The 18566-nt window shown below is 67.1% G+C and carries 15 protein-coding genes; 3 read left to right on the forward strand and 12 right to left on the reverse strand.

The window, feature by feature from the left end:
• Positions 1-96: 96 nt before the first annotated feature.
• The 6 genes from prcA to arc all read right to left on the reverse strand — a co-directional run bounded on the left by prcA (position 97) and on the right by arc (position 6184).
• Entirely contained in the window at positions 97-861 is a 765-nt protein-coding gene (gene prcA, locus OID54_RS08670) for a proteasome subunit alpha (protein WP_329016351.1), read from the reverse strand.
• A 62-nt stretch (positions 862-923) separates the two neighbouring features.
• On the reverse strand, positions 924-1769 hold the full coding sequence (prcB, locus tag OID54_RS08675; RefSeq protein ID WP_329016356.1) for a proteasome subunit beta: 846 nt from the start codon (positions 1767-1769) through the stop codon (positions 924-926).
• Positions 1721-1897 (reverse strand): endonuclease domain-containing protein, encoded by a 177-nt coding sequence (locus tag OID54_RS08680; RefSeq protein ID WP_358878235.1) that lies wholly within the window; start codon positions 1895-1897, stop codon positions 1721-1723. Before OID54_RS08680 ends, prcB begins: the two co-directional genes overlap by 49 nt.
• A 403-nt stretch (positions 1898-2300) precedes the next feature.
• Entirely contained in the window at positions 2301-2516 is a 216-nt protein-coding gene (locus OID54_RS08685) for a ubiquitin-like protein Pup (RefSeq protein WP_329016359.1), read from the reverse strand.
• A gap of 149 nt (positions 2517-2665) precedes the next feature.
• On the reverse strand, positions 2666-4177 hold the full coding sequence (dop, locus tag OID54_RS08690) for a depupylase/deamidase Dop (protein WP_443055548.1): 1512 nt from the start codon (positions 4175-4177) through the stop codon (positions 2666-2668).
• A gap of 240 nt (positions 4178-4417) precedes the next feature.
• Entirely contained in the window at positions 4418-6184 is a 1767-nt protein-coding gene (gene arc, locus OID54_RS08695; RefSeq protein ID WP_329016362.1) for a proteasome ATPase, read from the reverse strand.
• Positions 6185-6457: 273 nt separating this feature from the next.
• Here arc and OID54_RS08700 point away from each other — a divergent pair, with 273 nt between their 5' ends.
• Positions 6458-6769: a ferredoxin gene (locus OID54_RS08700; protein ID WP_329016364.1), complete on the forward strand. Its 312-nt coding sequence runs from the start codon at positions 6458-6460 to the stop codon at positions 6767-6769.
• A 57-nt stretch (positions 6770-6826) separates the two neighbouring features.
• Here the strand turns inward: OID54_RS08700 and OID54_RS08705 are convergent, their stop codons facing one another.
• The 3 genes from OID54_RS08705 to OID54_RS08715 all read right to left on the reverse strand — a co-directional run bounded on the left by OID54_RS08705 (position 6827) and on the right by OID54_RS08715 (position 9916).
• Entirely contained in the window at positions 6827-7414 is a 588-nt protein-coding gene (locus tag OID54_RS08705) for a hypothetical protein (protein ID WP_329016367.1), read from the reverse strand.
• 236 nt (positions 7415-7650) lie between these two features.
• A complete protein-coding gene (locus tag OID54_RS08710) occupies positions 7651-8538 on the reverse strand; it encodes a tRNA (adenine-N1)-methyltransferase (protein ID WP_329016370.1) in 888 nt (295 codons plus the stop codon).
• A gap of 109 nt (positions 8539-8647) precedes the next feature.
• The gene (locus OID54_RS08715) at positions 8648-9916 is read right to left on the reverse strand and encodes a site-2 protease family protein (protein ID WP_329016372.1); all 1269 of its coding nucleotides are present in this window, start codon (positions 9914-9916) and stop codon (positions 8648-8650) included.
• 121 nt (positions 9917-10037) lie between these two features.
• On the opposite strand from OID54_RS08715, the gene OID54_RS08720 reads away from it, so the two are divergent.
• Both OID54_RS08720 and OID54_RS08725 read left to right on the forward strand, forming a co-directional pair.
• A complete protein-coding gene (locus OID54_RS08720; protein WP_329016375.1) occupies positions 10038-10922 on the forward strand; it encodes a RecB family exonuclease in 885 nt (294 codons plus the stop codon).
• A gap of 10 nt (positions 10923-10932) precedes the next feature.
• Positions 10933-11604, forward strand: a complete 672-nt coding sequence (locus OID54_RS08725; RefSeq protein WP_329016378.1) for a response regulator transcription factor — start codon at positions 10933-10935, stop codon at positions 11602-11604.
• A 78-nt stretch (positions 11605-11682) separates the two neighbouring features.
• Here OID54_RS08725 and OID54_RS08730 read toward each other — a convergent pair whose 3' ends face one another.
• The 3 genes from OID54_RS08730 to metH form a co-directional block, all read right to left on the reverse strand.
• Positions 11683-13281 carry an ABC transporter substrate-binding protein gene (locus tag OID54_RS08730; protein ID WP_329016381.1) on the reverse strand — a complete coding sequence of 533 codons (1599 nt, stop codon included), beginning with the start codon at positions 13279-13281 and terminating at the stop codon, positions 11683-11685.
• Positions 13282-13790: 509 nt separating this feature from the next.
• On the reverse strand, positions 13791-14492 hold the full coding sequence (locus tag OID54_RS08735) for an HAD family hydrolase (protein WP_329016384.1): 702 nt from the start codon (positions 14490-14492) through the stop codon (positions 13791-13793).
• 227 nt (positions 14493-14719) lie between these two features.
• A complete protein-coding gene (gene metH / locus OID54_RS08740) occupies positions 14720-18241 on the reverse strand; it encodes a methionine synthase (RefSeq protein ID WP_329016386.1) in 3522 nt (1173 codons plus the stop codon).
• Positions 18242-18566: the final 325 nt, after the last annotated feature.

The following is an 18566-nucleotide window of genomic DNA, read 5'->3' on the forward strand; positions in this document are numbered from 1 at the left end:
GGCATCGGCGGCCCGTGCGGCGGCGGAGATCACGAGCGTGCCCCGGCCCCCACCGCATGGGAGGGAGACCGGGGCACCGTCAGGTCGTCGAGCGTGCTACTCCTCGCCGCCCTCGCTCTCCTCGGTGTCCGAGGGCGCGTCCGTCGGTGCCGAAGCCGCGCCGTCAGCCTCCAGCAACCGGACCAGCTGCCGGCCCACGATCCGCTTGAACTTGCGCTGCTGCGGGCGGGTACGGTCCAGGACCGCGACCTCCAGCCGATCCGCAGGAATCTCCCGATCCGCTCCGTTGGGCTGGTTGGACAGCGCCTGGACGGCCAGCTTGAGCGCCTCCGCCAGCGTCATCCCCTCACGGTGCTGCTGATCGAGGAAGGTGCTGATCTGCTCGGCGCTGCCGCCGACCGCCACCGAGCCGTGCTCGTCGACGATCGACCCGTCGTGCGGGAGCCGATAGATCTGGTCGCCGTCCGCGGTGGCTCCGACCTCGGCGACGACCAACTCCACCTCGTACGGCTTCTCGGCCGCGCTGGAGAAGATCGTGCCGAGGGTCTGGGCGTAGACGTTGGCCAGACCGCGCGCCGTCACGTCGTCGCGGTCGTAGGTATATCCGCGCAGATCGGCGTAGCGCACACCGCCGATGCGCAGGTTCTCGTACTCGTTGTACTTTCCGGCGGCGGCGAAGCCGATGCGGTCGTAGATCTCGCTGAACTTGTGCAGGGCGCGGGAGGGGTTCTCGCCGACGAAGACGATGCCGTCGGCGTATTGCAGCACAACGAGGCTGCGTCCACGGGCGATGCCCTTCCGGGCGTACTCCGCCCGGTCCTGCATGGCCTGTGCTGGGGAGACATAGAACGGTGTCGTCACCGGCTATCCATCCCTTTCTGTCAGTGGCATGGGCGCAACGCCCGGCGGCGGGCAGGGAAACATCAGAGCAGCGCGGCGCGCGGGCCGTCGGGCTGTTCGAGGCGGCGCTCCAGGATCGCGCGGGCGATCTCGGCGGACTCCTCGGCATTGAGCTTGCGAACGCCCTCCTCCGTGATCACGGCGACGATCGGGTAGATCCGCCGGGCCACATCGGGCCCACCGGTCGCCGAGTCGTCGTCGGCCGCGTCGTAGAGCGCCTGGACGACCAGTGTGGTCGCCTGCTCCTCGGTGAGGTCGTCGCGGTAGAGCTTCTTCATGGCGCCCCGGGCGAAGATCGAACCCGAGCCCGTCGCGGCGTATCCGTGCTCCTCGGACCGGCCGCCGGTCACGTCGTAGGAGAAGATCCGGCCCCTCTCCCGATCGACGTCGTAGCCCGCGAAGAGCGGTACGACGGCGAGGCCCTGCATGGCCATGCCGAGATTGCTGCGGATCATCGTGGAGAGCCGGTTCGCCTTGCCCTCCAGGGAGAGCTGGGTCCCCTCGACCTTCTCGAAGTGCTCCAGTTCCAGTTGGAAGAGCTTGACCATCTCCACGGCGAGACCGGCGGTGCCCGCGATGCCCACCGCGGAGTACTCGTCGGCGGGGAAGACCTTCTCGATGTCGCGCTGCGCGATCATGTTGCCCATCGTGGCCCGCCGGTCACCGGCGAGCACCACACCGCCGGGGAACGTGGTGGCGACGATGGTCGTGCCGTGCGGCGCCTCGACCGCCCCCTGGAGCGGAGGCAGGACGCGCTTGCCCGGCAACATGTCCGGGGAGTGCGCCCCCAGGAAGTCCATGAATGAGGACGAGCCAGGCGTCAGGAAGGCAGCTGGTAGACGCCCGGTGCTACGAGTGTTGGCTTCCACGCGTTTCCCTCCAAGTAAGCGGCAGCGCGACGGACGGTGCGGGGCTCATCGCCCAACTCGCCGATGGCCGAATTGCAGTTGAAGCACGATACGCCACGGACACTACCCGTCTTGTGACGGTGATCCACATGTGTGGCGGAGGCAGATACATCGGAATCCTCGCCGGCCGGCGATCAGCCTGCCCCGCCCGGCCGCGCCCACGCCGTACGGAAGCCGGTGCGACCCGGTCCCCGACTGCTCCGCTCCCGGGCGAAACCCGGGAGTGAACAGCGTGAATACCGGATTCGGGCCGTGCCGGACGACAGGCCGGCGACCACTGCTGGGCATCGATCCTCCGATGCGCCGGAGACCTCGCTCCCGGATCCGCTCAGTCGGGCGGATGCAAAAGAGCTGAATACTGTCGACCATATGCCTGATATTCATCGCGGGAAGCCTCAATTTTCGGCAAAGGCTTCCCGCGACAGCGCGGGTCGACAGCGAGTGAGACGCTTCACTCCGGCATTCTCAGCCGCCCCGGCAATATCCGACGGACTACTGTCCGCCCTTCTGGACGAAGGACCTCACGAAGTCCTCCGCATTCTCCTCCAGGACGTCATCGATTTCGTCGAGGACGGAATCAACATCGTCGCTGAGCTTCTCCTGGCGCTCCTTGAGGTCCTCCGAAGCCTGCGCGTCCTGCGCCTGCTCCTCGACTTCCTCCGTGGAACGCGTGGCCTTCTGCTGCCCGCCGCCGGTGTCCTTCGCCATGTCCCTCACCCCGCTCGGTTCGCCCTGATGTGAGTCGGTTCGGTCAAGATCAGACCCTACAAGCCGGGTCCGACATCGGCCCGGCACTTTTCCCAACGTCCGGGGGCCACCTCCATGATTCCCGGAGATGATTCCCGGCCGGGAACCTTTTAGCCGCCGGAGAGGACCCGAACCAGATCTTCCGCCGTCCGACAGCGGTCCAGTAGTTCCTTGACGTGGTTGCGGGTGCCCCGCAGCGGCTCCAGGGTCGGCACCCGTTGCAATGAGTCACGGCCGGGAAGGTCGAAGATGACCGAGTCCCAGGAGGCCGCGGCGACGTCGTCGGCGTACTGCTCCAGACAGCGACCGCGGAAGTAGGCCCGGGTGTCCTCGGGCGGCTTCTTGCCGGCCCTCAGGACGTCCTGCTCGTCCAGCAGGCGCTTCATCTTGCCGCGGGCCACCAATCGGTTGTAGAGGCCCTTGTCCGGCCTCACATCGGCGTACTGGAGGTCCACCAGGTGGAGCCGTGCGGCGTCCCAGTCCAGGTCGTCCCGCCGCCGGTAGCCCTCCATCAGCTCTTTCTTCGCGATCCAGTCCAGTTCCCCGGACAGGCTCATCGGGTCGTTCTCCAACCGGTTGAGCGTGTCCTCCCAACGGATCAGGACGTCCTTGGTCTGCTCGTCCGCATCGTCGCCGAAGCGCTCCTCGACGTACTTCCTGGCGAGCTCGTAGTACTCCATCTGGAGCTGGACCGCGGTGAGTGTCCGGCCGCTGCGCAGTGTGATCACCCGCGTCAGACCGGGGTCGTGCGAGATCTGGTGCAGTGTGCGGACCGGCTGGTCGACGGCGAGGTCCACCGCGATAAAGCCGTCCTCGATCATGGACAGCACCAGGGCGGTGGTGCCCAGCTTCAGATAGGTCGAAATCTCGGAGAGATTGGCGTCGCCGATGATGACGTGGAGCCTGCGGTACTTCTCGGCGTCAGAGTGCGGTTCGTCGCGGGTGTTGATGATGGGACGCTTCAAGGTGGTCTCCAGCCCCACCTCGACCTCGAAGTAGTCCGCCCGCTGGCTGATCTGGAAGCCGTGCTCGTGGCCGTCCTGGCCGATCCCGACCCGGCCGGCCCCGGTGACGACCTGCCGCGAGACGAAGAACGGCGTCAGATGGCGCACGATGTCCGAGAAGGGCGTTTCCCGCTTCATCAGATAGTTCTCGTGCGTCCCGTAGGAGGCGCCCTTGTTGTCGGTGTTGTTCTTGTAAAGGTGGATCGGTTGGGCGCCGGGGAGCTGGGCGGCCCGCTCGGCGGCCTCGGCCATGATGCGCTCGCCGGCCTTGTCCCACAGCACGGCGTCGCGCGGATTGGTCACCTCGGGTGAGCTGTACTCCGGGTGGGCGTGGTCGACGTAGAGCCGGGCCCCGTTGGTGAGGATCACATTGGCCAGGCCGATGTCCTCGTCCGTGAGCTGGCTGGAGTCGGCGGCCTCGCGGGCGAGGTCAAAGCCACGGGCGTCCCGCAGCGGGTTCTCCTCCTCGAAGTCCCAGCGGGCGCGGCGCGCCCTGTGCATCGCCGCCGCGTAGGCGTTGACGATCTGGGACGAGGTGAGCATGGCATTGGCGTTCGGGTGGCCCGGAACGGAAATGCCGTACTCCGTCTCGATGCCCATTACTCGCCGTACGGTCATGCGGCCCTCCTTGCCCTGCGACGCTCCCCTTCCGGGAGCGGCGCTCAAGTACCGCTGGTGCTCCGATGCGCGCTGCGGTGCCCGACCCCGCGGCGCGCGACTCGGCGGTACGGATGAGCCTAGAACGCTGTCGCGCCGGTGGGGAGATCAATTGCGTCATTGCCGGGGTGTGGCCGGACCTGTGGGGAAAGCAACCGGCTGCGGATGCCCGGCCGAGGGCATCCGCAGCCGGTGTGCCTCCTACAGGTACTGACCGGTGTTGGCCACCGTGTCAATGGAGCGACCGGTGTCGGCGCCCTGCTTTCCGGTGACGAGGGTACGGATGAAGACGATCCGCTCGCCCTTCTTGCCGGAGATACGAGCCCAGTCGTCCGGGTTCGTGGTGTTGGGCAGGTCCTCGTTCTCCTTGAACTCGTCCACGCACGCCTGGAGGAGGTGGGAGACGCGGATGCCCTTCTGGTTGTGGTCGAGGAAAGCCTTGATGGCCATCTTCTTGGCCCGGTCGACGATGTTCTGGATCATCGCGCCCGAGTTGAAGTCCTTGAAGTAGAGGACTTCCTTGTCACCGTTGGCGTACGTGACCTCCAGGAAGCGGTTCTCCTCGGATTCCGCGTACATCTGCTCGACGACCGACTGGATCATGGCGTGGGCGGCGGCGGGCTTGGAGCCGTTGTGCTCGGACAGGTCGTCCGAGTGCAGCGGCAGGGTGGACGTCAGGTACTTGGCGAAGATGTCCTTCGCGGCCTCCGCGTCCGGACGCTCGATCTTGATCTTCACATCGAGCCGGCCGGGGCGCAGGATCGCGGGGTCGATCATGTCCTCGCGGTTGGAGGCGCCGATCACGATGACGTTCTCCAGGCCCTCCACACCGTCGATCTCGGCGAGGAGCTGCGGGACGATGGTGTTCTCCACGTCCGAGCTGACACCGGATCCACGGGTACGGAAGAGGGACTCCATCTCGTCGAAGAAGACGATGACGGGGGTGCCCTCGCTGGCCTTTTCCCTGGCCCGCTGGAAGACCAGGCGAATGTGCCGCTCGGTCTCACCGACGTACTTGTTGAGGAGTTCGGGGCCCTTGATGTTGAGGAAGTAGCTCTTCCCCGCGGGCTGACCGGTGACCTCGGCAACCTTCTTCGCCAGCGAGTTGGCGACGGCCTTGGCAATCAGTGTCTTGCCGCAGCCGGGCGGACCGTAGAGCAGGATGCCCTTCGGCGGACGCAGCTCGTGCTCTTTGAAGAGGTCGGGGTAGAGGTACGGCAGCTCGACCGCATCGCGGATCAGCTCGATCTGGTTGCCCAGCCCGCCGATCTTCGTGTAGTCGACATCCGGAACTTCTTCGAGGACGAGCTCTTCGACCTCGCTCTTGGGGACCACTTCGTAGACATAGCCGGAACGAGGTTCGAGCAGCAGGGCGTCACCGGGACGGATGGTGATGTCCAGCAGTGGTTCGGCGAGCCGCACCACCCGCTCCTCGTCGGTGTGACCGACGACCAGGGCCCGCTCGCCGTCCTCAAGGATCTCCTTGAGTGTGACGATGTCCCCGGCACGCTCGAACTCCATGGCCTCGACCACGTTGAGCGCTTCGTTGAGCATGACTTCCTGGCCGCGTCGGAGTTCCTCAAGCTCGACGCTGGGGCTGACGTTCACCCGGAGCTTGCGACCCCCGGTGAAGATGTCGCAGGTGCCGTCCTCGTTGGTGTGCAGGAAGACACCGAAGCCTGCCGGCGGCTGTGCGAGCCGGTCGACCTCTTCCTTGAGGGCCACGATCTGGTCGCGGGCCTCACGGAGCGTGTTGGCAAGTCGCTCGTTCTGTGCGGACACGCCGGCCAGATTCGTCTGCAACTCGACGATCCGCTCTTCGAGAATCCTCGTGTGCCGCGGAGAGTCGGCGAGCTTGCGGCGCAGGACGGCGATTTCCTGCTCTAGGTAGGCGACCTGGCCGGCTGGGTCTTCAGACCCCCGCCCCGGCCGGATGCCGCGGTTGATGTCGTCGTCGTGGGCTGCCACGGTCCTCACCTCCTCCAAGGGGAGCTGGACGCTTCCTGACCCTACCTGCGTGGGTGGTGATTGAAACCCCTAGATCACAAAGAGGATGGGGGTGTGTCCGATCTTCACCCTTGCGCTCTCCCTCACGCCAGGTGAATACCCACCCATCAACATCGGAAAGCGGCCGGTTGTATCGTCGAAGCGTTCAACACCCGTCAGACCCCGCGCGACTTGCCTCACTTTCGGTCACATCGCCGAGGGTCGCGCCACTCGGCGATGGAAACGGCAGGAGACATGAGCGTGCAGCACGAGGCCCCATCCGAAGCCACCGCGGAGGCGCTGGAGGTCTGGATCGACCAGGACCTCTGCACCGGGGACGGAATCTGCGCCCAGTACGCACCGGACGTCTTTGAGCTGGACATTGACGGCCTCGCGTACGTCAAGAGCGGGGAGGACGAGTTGCTCCAGGACACCGGAGCGACAACGCCCGTGCCCTTGCCGCTCCTCCAGGACGTGGTGGACTCGGCCCGGGAGTGCCCGGGGGATTGCATCCATGTACGGCGCGTTTCGGACAGCGTAGAAATCTACGGCCCCAACGCTGAGTAACAATTTAGATACACAGCGTTCTCGCATGAGAGATGCACCCTCTATACGGGTTTCGACCTACAGAGCCTGATCTGATGGGTTCTGTACCGTACGGAGGAACTTACCGCCCTCCCACCGCCATTCCACGTTCTCGCTCTCGTCCGGACAGCAGCTGGGCACCTCGGGCGAGGAGTAGCCGAGCAGGGTCGCGGTGATCGTCCCGTCCTTGAGGGCGAGGTTGCTCACACTGCGCTGGGCGCCCGGTTCCACGAGGGTCGCCACCACGCGCGGAGCCTGGTCGCCGGCGGCGGTCAGGACGAAGACTCCGGCGGGCGGAGTCCCGGACCCCGCATCACACCGTGCCGCCACCACCGTCTCGGGCCTGCCGTCACCGTCGAGGTCACCGCTGGCACGCTGGGTTATCAGGCTCGGCACACCGGGGCACTCCAGCGGCAACTGCACTCCGGTCGGGTCCGGGGCCGGTGCCTGCGCGGGCGCTGCGGCGATCGCACTGCCGGACTTCGATCCGGCCGCTCCCGCCGTCGCCCTGTCGGGCTGGAGCCATCCGGCGAGTGCCACCACCGCAGCCATCACGGTCGCGGTGGCGAGCCAGTGCACCGGGCGGGTCCGCGTGTGCGCGAGGTCCGGGACGGCGGAGGTCTGCACGCGTGAAGTCTCCTGAGCATACGGAGCCGGCGGAGGCGTCGGCGGCGGGCGGGAGGTTTGCATCGTGCCACACGTCACAGCCACGGGGAACACCGGGGTGGACACCGGCCCATGGGGATCTGACGCCCCTTTCCGGCTGCCGCGACGCACAACGCCACAACGCCGCCGTCGAGTTCCCCGATGCGAAGTGCAGCGGTTGCGGAACTCGACGGCGGCGTCGGGTTTCTGTCGTGGCGTCAGCCCTTGTTGGGGCCGTCGTAGTCATCGCCGTAGGCACCCTTGGCGGGGCGGCGGCGACGCATCGGGGGCTCCACGCCGTCCGCGAGGCGACGCGCGGTCACCAGGAAGCCGGTGTGTCCGATCATGCGGTGATCCGGGCGGACCGCCAGGCCCTCGACGTGCCAGTTGCGGATCATGGATTCCCAGGGCTGCGGCTCGGCGAAGCAGCCGATCTCGCGGATGGATTCCACGGTCCGGGCGAGCTGGGTGGTGGTCGCGACGTAGCAGCAGAGGATGCCTCCGGGGACCAGCGCCTTGGACACCGCGTCGAGGCACTCCCAGGGGGCGAGCATGTCCAGGATGACCCGGTCGACATCGGCGTCGTCGAGGTGGTCTTGGAGGTCACCGACGGTGAGCTGCCAGGCCGGGTGCGGACCGCCGAAGTAGCGTTCGACGTTCTGCTGGGCGATCTCGGCGAAGTCGGGGCGGCGCTCGTAGGAGTGCAGCATGCCGTGGTCACCGATGGCGCGGAGCAGGAAGGCGCTGAGCGAGCCCGAGCCCACTCCCGCCTCGACGACCCGCGCACCGGCGAAGATGTCGGCGAAGGCGAGGATCTGCCCCGCGTCCTTGGGGTAGACCACGGCGGCGCCGCGGGGCATGGACAGGACGTAGTCGGGGAGCAGGGGGCGCAGCGCGAGGTAGGCGACGTTTCCCGTGGTTCGGACAACACTGCCCTCAGGAGCGCCGATCAGCTCGTCGTGCGGGAACGACCCTTTGTGGGTGTGGAAGTTCTTTCCCGCTTCGAGCGTGAACGTGTAGTGGCGTCCCTTGGGATCGGTGAGCTGGACCTGGTCCCCGACTTTGAAGGGCCCGCGACGGCGGGCGGCACCGGTCGGTTCGGACATGTGACCAGCCTACCGGCCACTTGGAGGCCCGGGGACCAGGGCTGCCGCCGAGCGGTGGGGTGGGCCGACCGCAGCGCCCTCAGAGCGAAAGCGCCGGACGCCCCGGGGCTCAGCTGCCGGGGCGGGCCATGGCGGCGACGAAGGCCCGCTCGACGTCCGCCGTCGACAGCACGCCGTAGATCTCCCCGGACTCCTCCACCACCAGGTACTCCGTGGCGGGGGTGGTGCGCAGTCGGTCCAGGAGCGCTTCGCCCGCCAGCTCGGCGGGCAGCCTCATGTCATCGGTCAGGTCCTGGGCGAGCCCACCGACGGCGACCCAGGGCCGGCGGTGCTGCGGCACACCGACGATGGCGCTCTCCCGCACGAGTGCCATCGGTTCGCCCTGTCCGTCGACGACGACGAGGGCGCGGGCACCGGACTCGTTGGCTCGGCGCAGGGCCTCCGAGAGGGGGGTGTCGGACTCGACGGGAACGGCGCGGCGGGTGAGGGTGCGCGCTTCGAGTTCCGGGAGGTGCTCGCGGAGCCGGGCCACCCGCAGGCTGTTGCCCGCCCCGGTCCAGATGATCGCGGCGAGAATGGCGGCCAGGAGGGCGTCGGTGACGGTCTCCATGCCGCCCATGTCCTGGGCGGGACTGCCGAGCACTCCGGTGTGGGTGAGCAGCGGCAGCCCGATCAGTACGGCGACGGCCAGCGCCCGGCCGACCCACGCGGCGGCGATGGTGCCGCTCATGGGCTTGCCCGTGATCTTCCAGACGATGGCGCGCAGCATCCGACCGCCGTCCAGCGGCAGGCCGGGCAGCAGGTTGAACGCGGCGACGATCAGGTTGGAGATCATCAGGCCGGCGAGCAGGACCCCGGGGACCGTACCGGGCTCGACGGCCTGCATGCCCAGGTAGAAGACGCCGGCGAGGACCAGGGACAGGAGTGGTCCGACGAAGGCGAGGATGAACTCCCGGCCGGGGGTCTCGGACTCCTTCTCGATCTCGGAGACGCCGCCGAAGAACTGGAGCTGGATGCGGCGCACCGGCAGTTTGAAGCGCAGTGCGGCGATGGTGTGCGCCAGTTCGTGGACGAGTACGGAGGCGTAGAAGGCGACGGCGAAGAAGAGGGAGACGAGGTACCGCAGACCGCCGAGATCGGGCAGGATGCGGTCGAGCTGACCGCCGAAGACCCAGGTGATGAGGGCGGCGACGAGGAACCAGCTGGGGGCGACGTACACGGGCACGCCGAAGGGGCGGCCCATGAGGAGACCGCCTCCCGGTCCTTGGCGACCCTCGGGGCGCCGCGGCTTGCCGTCCGGAGGGGTGCCCTGGGGGGCTGGTCCCTCCGTTCCGGTCTCTGCTCGCTCGCGCTCGCCTCGCCTGTCGTCCTCGTTCACGGGTTCCCTTCGTCTTGTGCGCTGTCGGTGCGCCGACCCGGCACCTCGATCATGCAGTGCGGGGCCTCTGACGTCGATGGTATTGCGCTCGCTGTCAGTGGCGGGCCGTAGGGTCTGCGTCATGAGTACGAGCCAGCAGCCCTCGCCGGGTGGACCGCCCACGTCGCTTTCGCCTTCGCGGGCGAGCGATTTTATGCAGTGTCCCCTGCTGTACCGGTTCAGGGTGATCGACCGGCTTCCCGAGAAGCCGAGCGAGGCGGCGACCCGGGGCACGTTGGTCCATGCCGTGCTGGAGCGCTTGTTCGACGTTCCAGCGGGCGAGCGTACGCCGCCGCGGGCGAAATCACTGGTTCCGGCACAGTGGGACCGGCTGCTTGAGTCCCGGCCGGAGCTGGGCGGCCTGTTCGAGGGGGATGCCGACGGCGAGCGTCTCGGGCGCTGGTTGGGTGAGGCGGAGGCGCTGGTGGAGCGCTGGTTCGCCCTGGAGGATCCGACCCGGCTTGAGCCCGCCGAGCGGGAGATGTTCGTGGAGACGGAGTTGGAGTCGGGTCTGCGGCTGCGCGGGGTGATCGACCGGGTGGATGTGGCGCCGACGGGCGAGGTGCGGATCGTCGATTACAAGACGGGCAAGGCGCCGCGGCCCGAGTACAGCGAGGGCGCGCTGTTCCAGATGAAGTTCTACGCCCTGGTGGTGTGGCGGCTGCGCAAGGTGGTGCCCCGACGGCTCCAGCTGGTGTATCTGGGCAGTGGGGACGTTCTGACGTACGACCCGGTGCCGGCGGACCTGGAGCGGGTCGAGCGCAAGCTGCTGGCGTTGTGGGATGCGATCAGAGAGGCGACGGAGTCGGGGGACTGGCGTCCGCGCCCGACGAAGCTGTGCGGCTGGTGTGACCATCGGGCGGTCTGTCCTGAGTTTGGCGGTACTCCCCCGGTTTATCCATTGAGCATTTCCCCGGCCGGTCCGTCGCAGGATGGTCAGGGCAGAATGGGTCTTGACCAATTGTGAGGAGTTGCCCGTGGCCATCCGCGTTCTACTGGTCGATGACCAACCTCTGCTGCGCACCGGTTTCCGGATGATTTTGGAGGCCGAGCAGGACATCGCGGTCGTCGGCGAGGCCGGGGACGGTCTCCAGGCCCTCGACCAGGTGCGGGCGCTCCAGCCCGATGTAGTGCTCATGGACATCCGGATGCCCCGGATGGACGGGGTGGAAGCGACCCGGCAGATCGCCGGTCCGGGTCGGGACGGTCAGGCGAAGGTGTTGGTGTTGACCACCTTCGACCTCGATGAGTACGTGGTGGAGGCGTTGCGGGCGGGAGCCAGTGGGTTCCTGCTCAAGGACGCGCCCGCCAATGAGTTGGTGCAGGCGATCCGGGTGGTTGCCGCGGGTGAGGCGATGTTGGCACCGAGCATCACCCGCCGACTGCTCGACAAGTACGCCGGGCATCTGCCTTCGGGGGAGGATCCGGTCCCCGACACCCTCCATACGCTGACGGAGCGCGAGGTGGAGGTGTTGAAGCTGGTGTCGCGGGGGATGTCGAACGCCGAGATCGCCGCGGACCTGTTCGTCAGTGAGACGACGGTCAAGACGCACGTGGGCCATGTACTGACCAAGCTGGGGCTGCGGGACCGGGTACAGGCCGCCGTCTATGCGTACGAGAGCGGTTTGGTGCGTCCGGGGGCGCAGTGAGGGACCCTCTGGGCGGTGTGGGTGTGTCAGTGGCGGCCGGGGCGATTGCCCGGCCGCCACTGGCGTTCATGGGCGGGCTCAGCTGTCGCCGCGGCCGAGCTCCCACAGTTGAAGGTCGGAGCTGCCGTTGAGGAGTCGTTCCACACCGGTGACGCCGGCCCGGGCGGCGACGTACTGCTTGTCCTGCCGCAGCGGCAGCACCGGGACGTCGTTGGCGACGATCTCCTGCAACCGGGCGAAGGCCGGCTCGGCGGCGGTGCGGTCGGCCTGTCGACGGGACTGCGGGATGAGCTTGCGCGCCTCGGTGCTCACGTAGGGCGAGTTGAGGAAGTTGTCCTTCTCCAGGAACGGGGCGATGTAGTTCTCGGGGTCCGGGTAGTCGGGGACCCAGCCGAGACCGAACACCGGATAGTCACCGCGCTTGTGGGCGGTGCGGAAGGTGGCCCAGTCGGAGCCCTCGACGGTGACGTCGAACAGCTTGGAGGCGTTCAGCTGGGTCTTGAGGAGACCGAACTCCTTGGCCGTGGCCCCGCTGTAACGGTCCTCGGAGTAATGCAGCGAAAGCTTCACGGGAGTTTTGATGCCGGCCTTGCGGAGGATCTGCTTGGCCTGGGCGCGGCTGGGCTCGCCGTACCGGTTGTAGAAGGCGTTCTTGTGTGCGCTGACGCTGGCGGGAATGAGGGAATAGAGCGGTTCCGCGGTGGCGGAATACACCTGGCCGGCGATCTGGCCGCGGTCCACGAGTGCCGCCATCGCCTGTCGCACCGCCTTGTCCTTCACCGCCGGGTGGTCGGTGTTGAAGGCGAGGTAGAAGATGGACAAGCCCTGGAGTTCGGTAAGGGTGATGTTCTCCTTGGGCTTTTCCTTCATCTGTGCGACCTGTTCGGGCCCGAGTTCACGAGTGGCAATGTCGATCTCGCCCTTGTCGAGGGCCTTGGCCATGGCCTCCGGGTCCTCGTAGACGCGCAGTTCGACCTTGCTGTTGTGCAGTTTGACGTCTCCCTTGTAGGAGCCGTTCTTCTTGAAGGTGACCTTGGTGACCGCGTCATCCTTGACCTGGGTGGTCATGGTGTACGGCCCGGAGCCGTCCACGCCGAAGCCCGCACGGAGCTTGTCGCCCTCGTACTTCTTCTTGCTGACGATGCCGGCGATCGGGGTGGAGAGCTTGTACGGGAAGGTCGCGTCCGGTGTTGCGAGGTGGAAGACCACCTCGTGGTCGCCCTTGACGTCGATGGTTTCGATGTTGGCCAGCAAGGCGGCGGCACCGTTGTCATCGTTGATCTTCAGAACGCGCTCGATGGAGAACTTGACGTCCTCGGCGGTGATGGGACTGCCGTCGGTGAAGCTGAGGTCGGTGCGCAGTTCGCAGCGGTAGCTCTCGCTCGCCTTGTCCGTGAACGCGCAGGTCTTCGCGGCGTCCGGGACGGGTTGGCCGCCACCGCGAGGGGCGTGCATCAGCGTCTGGAGCGTCTGGCGCAGCACGTTCCACGAGCCGGTGTCGTAGGCGTGGGCCGGGTCCAGGGGTGCGGGGGCATCCTTGTCGGCGATGAGTTCGTCCGTGGTGCCCACGACAATGGAGTCACCGCCACCACCGACGCCCTCTGCCCCGCCGCACGCGACGAGCACGGGCGCGAGCAGGCCGACGACGGCCGGCAGCACCAGAGTCTTACGGTTCATCCTGGACGTTCTCCTCATCCGACACTGGGATACAGCGGGTACGGAGGACTTCGTCGCGACCGCGTGTGGGACGGGTCCCACCGTTCGAATGAACAGGACGACTCCCCCGTGTTCGCGGCAGTGTTGGCAGCCGCCGGGGTGCGTCGGTGGTGCGACGAAGGCTCGCGATGAGATTAGTCGGCGCTCACGGTGCTGCCGGACAACGCGAAGCTGCGGTGTATTCGCTGAGTGATCCCTCATGGCTGTGTGTAGATGGCATCGCCATGGAATTTTTCGTAGAGCAACGTGATCAATATGGACACAAGGGCACGTGCGGTATCGCCCAGTAGGGGCGTGGAACGCCTAGAACGACACGCCCTAGAAGGCTTACAGTGATGAACGTCACGCGAAAATACATACGAGAAGGGCCTTGCATAAATGACGTTCCGGCCAGGGGAAAAGCGAATTCCCGGCCAGGGGATACGGCCCGAGTTTAATTTGACTTTCAAGAAACTCGGACCGTATGCCCATCAGTTCATCGAGGTGATGAGCCCACGGAGAAAGCCGAGGTCCACTTCTTCGAGCGATCCGACGACCGCCCGCCCCACGGCGGGTGCGATCGGCGCCACCGACGGGACCGCGACGACCCGGCACCCAGCGGCCTCGGCGGAGGCGACCCCGGTCGCCGTGTCCTCGATGACGGCACATCGAGCGGGCTCGGCACCCAGGCCCCGGGCGGCCAACAGATAGGGGTCGGGGTGCGGCTTGGTGCGCGGCACCTCATCGCCCGCGATCGACAGCCGGAAGTTCTGCGGCCCCAGGGAGTCCAACACCCTGTCGATGATCCTTCGGTGGGAGGCGGACACCAGGGCGGTGGGCACCTGGTGCTCGGCCAGCTCGGCCAAGAGCCGCTCGGCACCCGGCATCAGGGGCACCCCGCTGGCGATGCGCTTCTCGAAGCGGTCGTTCAGCAGCACGGTCAGTTCCGGGAGGGCGATGTCGGCGCCCGTGACCTCGATGAGGTACCCGGCACTGCGGGTCATCGGCCCCCCGACGACGACATCGCGCCAGGCTTCGTCCAGCTCATGACCGAGGTCGGCGAAGACGTCACGCTCGGCTTCCCACCAGAAGCCCTCGGTGTCCACGAGGGTGCCGTCCATGTCGAGGAAGACCGCCTGTAGGGCAGAGCTCTCCGCCGACCGGGTCAGGGACGCAGGGACCGTGCTGGTCATCGGCACACCTCCATGAGGGACGAGAAGGCCGGCCGCCTCTCCCCATGGCTTTCCCGCGGAGACAGTCGACCGGCCTGTACTGGACCGACCAGTGTACGGCTCGTCAGATGGATGTGCTCGGCCAATGCGCTACCCCGGGGCCATACGGCGGCACGCACCCCACGGCGGCACGAGAGCCGCAGGGCAGTGCAGGGGCGGTAGGGCGGCGGCGACTCGACGCGCGGCGTTCACCGAGCGTTGAAGTACTTCGCCTCCGGGTGATGGATGACGATCGCATCGGTGGACTGCTCCGGGTGCAGCTGGAACTCTTCGGAGAGCTCCACCCCGATCCGCTCGGGCTGCAGCAGTTCGGCGATCTTCGCCCGGTCCTCCAGGTCGGGGCACGCCCCGTAGCCGAGGGAGAACCGCGCCCCCCGGTACTTCAGGGCGAACATGTCCTCGACCTCCGCCGGGTCCTCCCCGGTGAAACCGAGCTCTGCACGGACCCGGGCGTGCCAGTACTCGGCGAGCGCCTCGGCAAGCTGCACCGACAGCCCGTGCAGCTCCAGATAGTCGCGGTAGGAGTCCGAGGCGAAGAGCTCGGCGGTCGCCTCACCGATCTTGGATCCGACGGTGACGACCTGGAGTCCCACGACATCGGTCTCGCCGGACTCCTCGGGCTTGAAGAAGTCCGCCAGACAGAGCCTTCGGCCCCGGCGCTGGCGCGGGAAGGAGAAGCGGGTGCGCTCGGAGCCGTCCTCGTTGAGGAGGATCAGATCGTCCCCCTTGGAGACGCACGGGAAGTAGCCGTAGACGACGGCCGCCTCCAACATCCCCTGGGTGTGCAGTTGGTCGAGCCAGCCGCGCAGCCGCGGTCGCCCCTCGCTCTCCACCAACTCCTCGTACGTCGGTCCGTCGCCGGCCCGGTTCTGCTTGAGTCCCCATTGCCCCTTGAAGAGTGCGCCTTCGTCGAGCCAGGAGGCGTATTCCTTGAGTTGGATGCCCTTGATGACGCGGGTGCCCCAGAACGGTGGGGTGGGGACGGGGTTGGTGACGGAGACGTCGGAGCGTACGGCACCTTCCTCCGGACGTTCTTTCACGACGGTGTTCGCACTGGCCCGCACCCGGCGCTGTTTGAGTTCGGGGAGGGTGGCGCCGGGGACTCCGCGTTTGACGGCGATCAGGGCGTCCATGAGCCGCAGGCCCTCGAAAGCGTCGCGGGCGTAGCGGACTTCGCCTTCGTAGATCTCGTGGAGGTCTTGTTCGACGTAGGCGCGGGTGAGGGCGGCGCCGCCGAGGATGACGGGGTAGTCGGCGGCGAGTTGGCGTTGGTTGAGCTCCTGGAGGTTCTCCTTCATGATCACCGTCGATTTGACCAGCAGGCCGGACATGCCGATCACATCGGCGCGGTGTTCCTCGGCGGCTTCCAGGATGGCGGAGACGGGCTGCTTGATGCCGAGGTTGACGACGTTGTAGCCGTTGTTGGAGAGGATGATGTCGACGAGGTTCTTGCCGATGTCGTGGACGTCACCGCGGACGGTGGCGAGCACGATGGTGCCCTTGCCCTCGGCGTCCGACTTCTCCATGTGCGGTTCCAGATGGGCCACGGCGATCTTCATCACCTCGGCGGACTGGAGGACGAAGGGCAACTGCATCTGGCCCGAGCCGAAGAGTTCACCGACGACCTTCATGCCCTCCAGGAGGGTGTCGTTGACGATGTCGAGCGCCGGGCGCTCCTGGAGGGCCTCGTCGAGGTCGGTCCCCAGGCCGTTCTTCTCGCCCTCGATGATCCGGCGCCGCAGCCGCTCCTCCAACGGCAGGGCGAGGAGTTCCTCGGCCTTGCTCGCCTTCATCGACTTGGTGTTGACACCCTCGAACAGCGCCATCAGCTTCTGCAGGGGGTCGTACCCCTCGGCGCGGCGGTCGTAGATGAGGTCGAGTGCGGTGGTGACCTGCTCGTCGTCGAAGCGTGCGATGGGCAGGATCTTGGAGGCGTGGACGATGGCGGAGTCGAGTCCGGCTTTGACGCACTCGTCGAGGAAGACGGAGTTGAGCAGGATGCGGGCGGCGGGGTTGAGGCCGAAGGAGATGTTCGACAGGCCCAGGGTGGTCTGGACGTCGGGGCGGCGGCGCTTGAGTTCCCGGATGGCCTCGATGGTGTGGATGCCGTCCTTGCGGGACTCCTCCTGACCGGTACAGATGGTGAAGGTCAGGGTGTCGATGAGGATGTCCGACTCGTGGATGCCCCAGTTGCCCGTGAGGTCGTCGATCAACCGCTCGGCGATGGCCACCTTGTGCTCGACCGTGCGGGCCTGGCCCTCTTCGTCGATGGTGAGGGCGATCAGTGCGGCGCCGTGTTCCTGGGCCAACTGCGTGACCTTGGCGAAACGGGACTCCGGGCCGTCGCCGTCCTCGTAGTTCACCGAGTTGATCACCGCACGACCGCCGAGCTTCTCCAGCCCGGCTCGAAGCACGGGTACCTCGGTGGAGTCCAACACGATCGGCAGGGTGGACGCGGTGGCGAAGAGACCGGCCAGCTTCTCCATGTCGGCGACGCCGTCGCGACCCACATAGTCGATGCAGAGGTCGAGCATGTGCGCGCCCTCACGGATCTGGTCGCGCGCCATCTCCACACAGTCGTCCCAACGGGCCTCCAACATGGCATCGCGGAACTTCTTCGACCCGTTGGCGTTGGTGCGCTCCCCGATCGCCATGTACGCGGTGTCCTGACGGAAGGGAACCGTCTGGTAGAGGGAGGCTGCCCCCGGCTCGGGACGCGGCTCGCGCACCGCCGGTGTAAGGGTACGGACCCGCTCCACCACCTGGCGCAGATGCTCCGGGGTCGTACCGCAGCAGCCTCCCACCAAGGACAGCCCGTACTCGCGTACGAAGGTCTCCTGCGCATCCGCCAGCTCGGGCGCGGTCAACGGATAGTGGGCACCGTTCTTACCGAGGACGGGAAGGCCGGCGTTGGGCATGCAGGCGAGCGGGATGCGGGAATGGCGGGCGAGGTAGCGCAGATGCTCGCTCATCTCAGCCGGGCCGGTCGCACAGTTCAGGCCGATCATGTCGATCCCGAGCGGCTCCAGCGCGGTCAGGGCCGCACCGATCTCGGAGCCGAGCAGCATCGTCCCCGTCGTCTCCACCGTCACCGAACAGATCAACGGCAGGTCAAGACCGCTGATCTCCAGGGCCCGGCGCGCACCGATGATGGCGGCCTTGGTCTGGAGGAGGTCCTGCGTCGTCTCGACGAGCAGCGCATCCGCACCGCCCGCGATCATGCCCTCGGCATTGCTCTGATAGGCGTCGCGCAACAGGGTGTAGGGGGCGTGTCCCAGAGTGGGAAGCTTCGTCCCCGGGCCCATCGAGCCCAACACCCAACGCTGCTGACCGGTGCGCTCAGTGAACTCGTCAGCCACCTCACGAGCGATGCGAGCACCCGACTCGGACAGCTCATGGACCCGCTCGGGAATGTCGTACTCGGCAAGGGCCGCATGGTTGGCACCGAAGGTGTTCGTCTCCACGCAGTCGACACCGACCGCGAAATACTCCTCATGCACCGACCGCACAATGTCCGGGCGGGTGACATTCAGGATCTCGTTGCAGCCTTCGAGGTCCTGGAAGTCCTCCAGAGTCGGATCCTGAGCCTGAAGCATGGTGCCCATGGCACCGTCGGCAACGACGACCCGCGTGGCGAGCGCCTCACGGAGTGCCGCGATGCGGGTCCGGCTGTCGGCGGAGGGTACGGAAGGGGAAGGCGACGAGGCCATGGACGGGCTCCCTGGGATGCGACGGCTGTCGGCTTTGCGTCCTCGGCGGAGGGCGCACGGAGCCAGAGTAGCCGGGTGGCGGCGTCGAGGGGCGGGCTGTCCCACGAGACGGACTGCGCGGCCTGCCGACAGGACACCCATCCCCGCCTCGTAGCGGCTCGGGTCGAAGGCCACGGACGGAGCCGCTCGGGCGGGCGCGGGTGCACGGGAAACCGACGCGGGTGCACAGCAACCGCTGGGCCGCGTCCTGTCCATGGGCTGGCGCCTTGGTTCCCGTGAATCGGATGCCCGCGAGATACTCACTCAGAGCACCAGGTCGACATCG

Origin of the sequence: Streptomyces sp. NBC_00690, from assembly GCF_036226685.1 — a bacterium.
In the GTDB taxonomy this organism is placed as follows: Bacteria; Actinomycetota; Actinomycetes; order Streptomycetales; family Streptomycetaceae; genus Streptomyces.

Excerpts from the sequence above, each read along its gene's own strand:
- OID54_RS08685 (WP_329016359.1), bottom strand. The coding sequence starts at position 2,516 with ATGGCGAAGGACACCGGCGGCGGGCAGCAGAAGGCCACGCGTTCCACG.
- dop (WP_443055548.1), bottom strand. The coding sequence starts at position 4,177 with ATGACCGTACGGCGAGTAATGGGCATCGAGACGGAGTACGGCATTTCC.
- OID54_RS08700 (WP_329016364.1), top strand. The coding sequence starts at position 6,458 with ATGAGCGTGCAGCACGAGGCCCCATCCGAAGCCACCGCGGAGGCGCTG.
- OID54_RS08710 (WP_329016370.1), bottom strand. The coding sequence starts at position 8,538 with ATGTCCGAACCGACCGGTGCCGCCCGCCGTCGCGGGCCCTTCAAAGTC.
- OID54_RS08720 (WP_329016375.1), top strand. The coding sequence starts at position 10,038 with ATGAGTACGAGCCAGCAGCCCTCGCCGGGTGGACCGCCCACGTCGCTT.
- OID54_RS08730 (WP_329016381.1), bottom strand. The coding sequence starts at position 13,281 with ATGAACCGTAAGACTCTGGTGCTGCCGGCCGTCGTCGGCCTGCTCGCG.
- OID54_RS08735 (WP_329016384.1), bottom strand. The coding sequence starts at position 14,492 with ATGACCAGCACGGTCCCTGCGTCCCTGACCCGGTCGGCGGAGAGCTCT.
- metH (WP_329016386.1), bottom strand. The coding sequence starts at position 18,241 with ATGGCCTCGTCGCCTTCCCCTTCCGTACCCTCCGCCGACAGCCGGACC.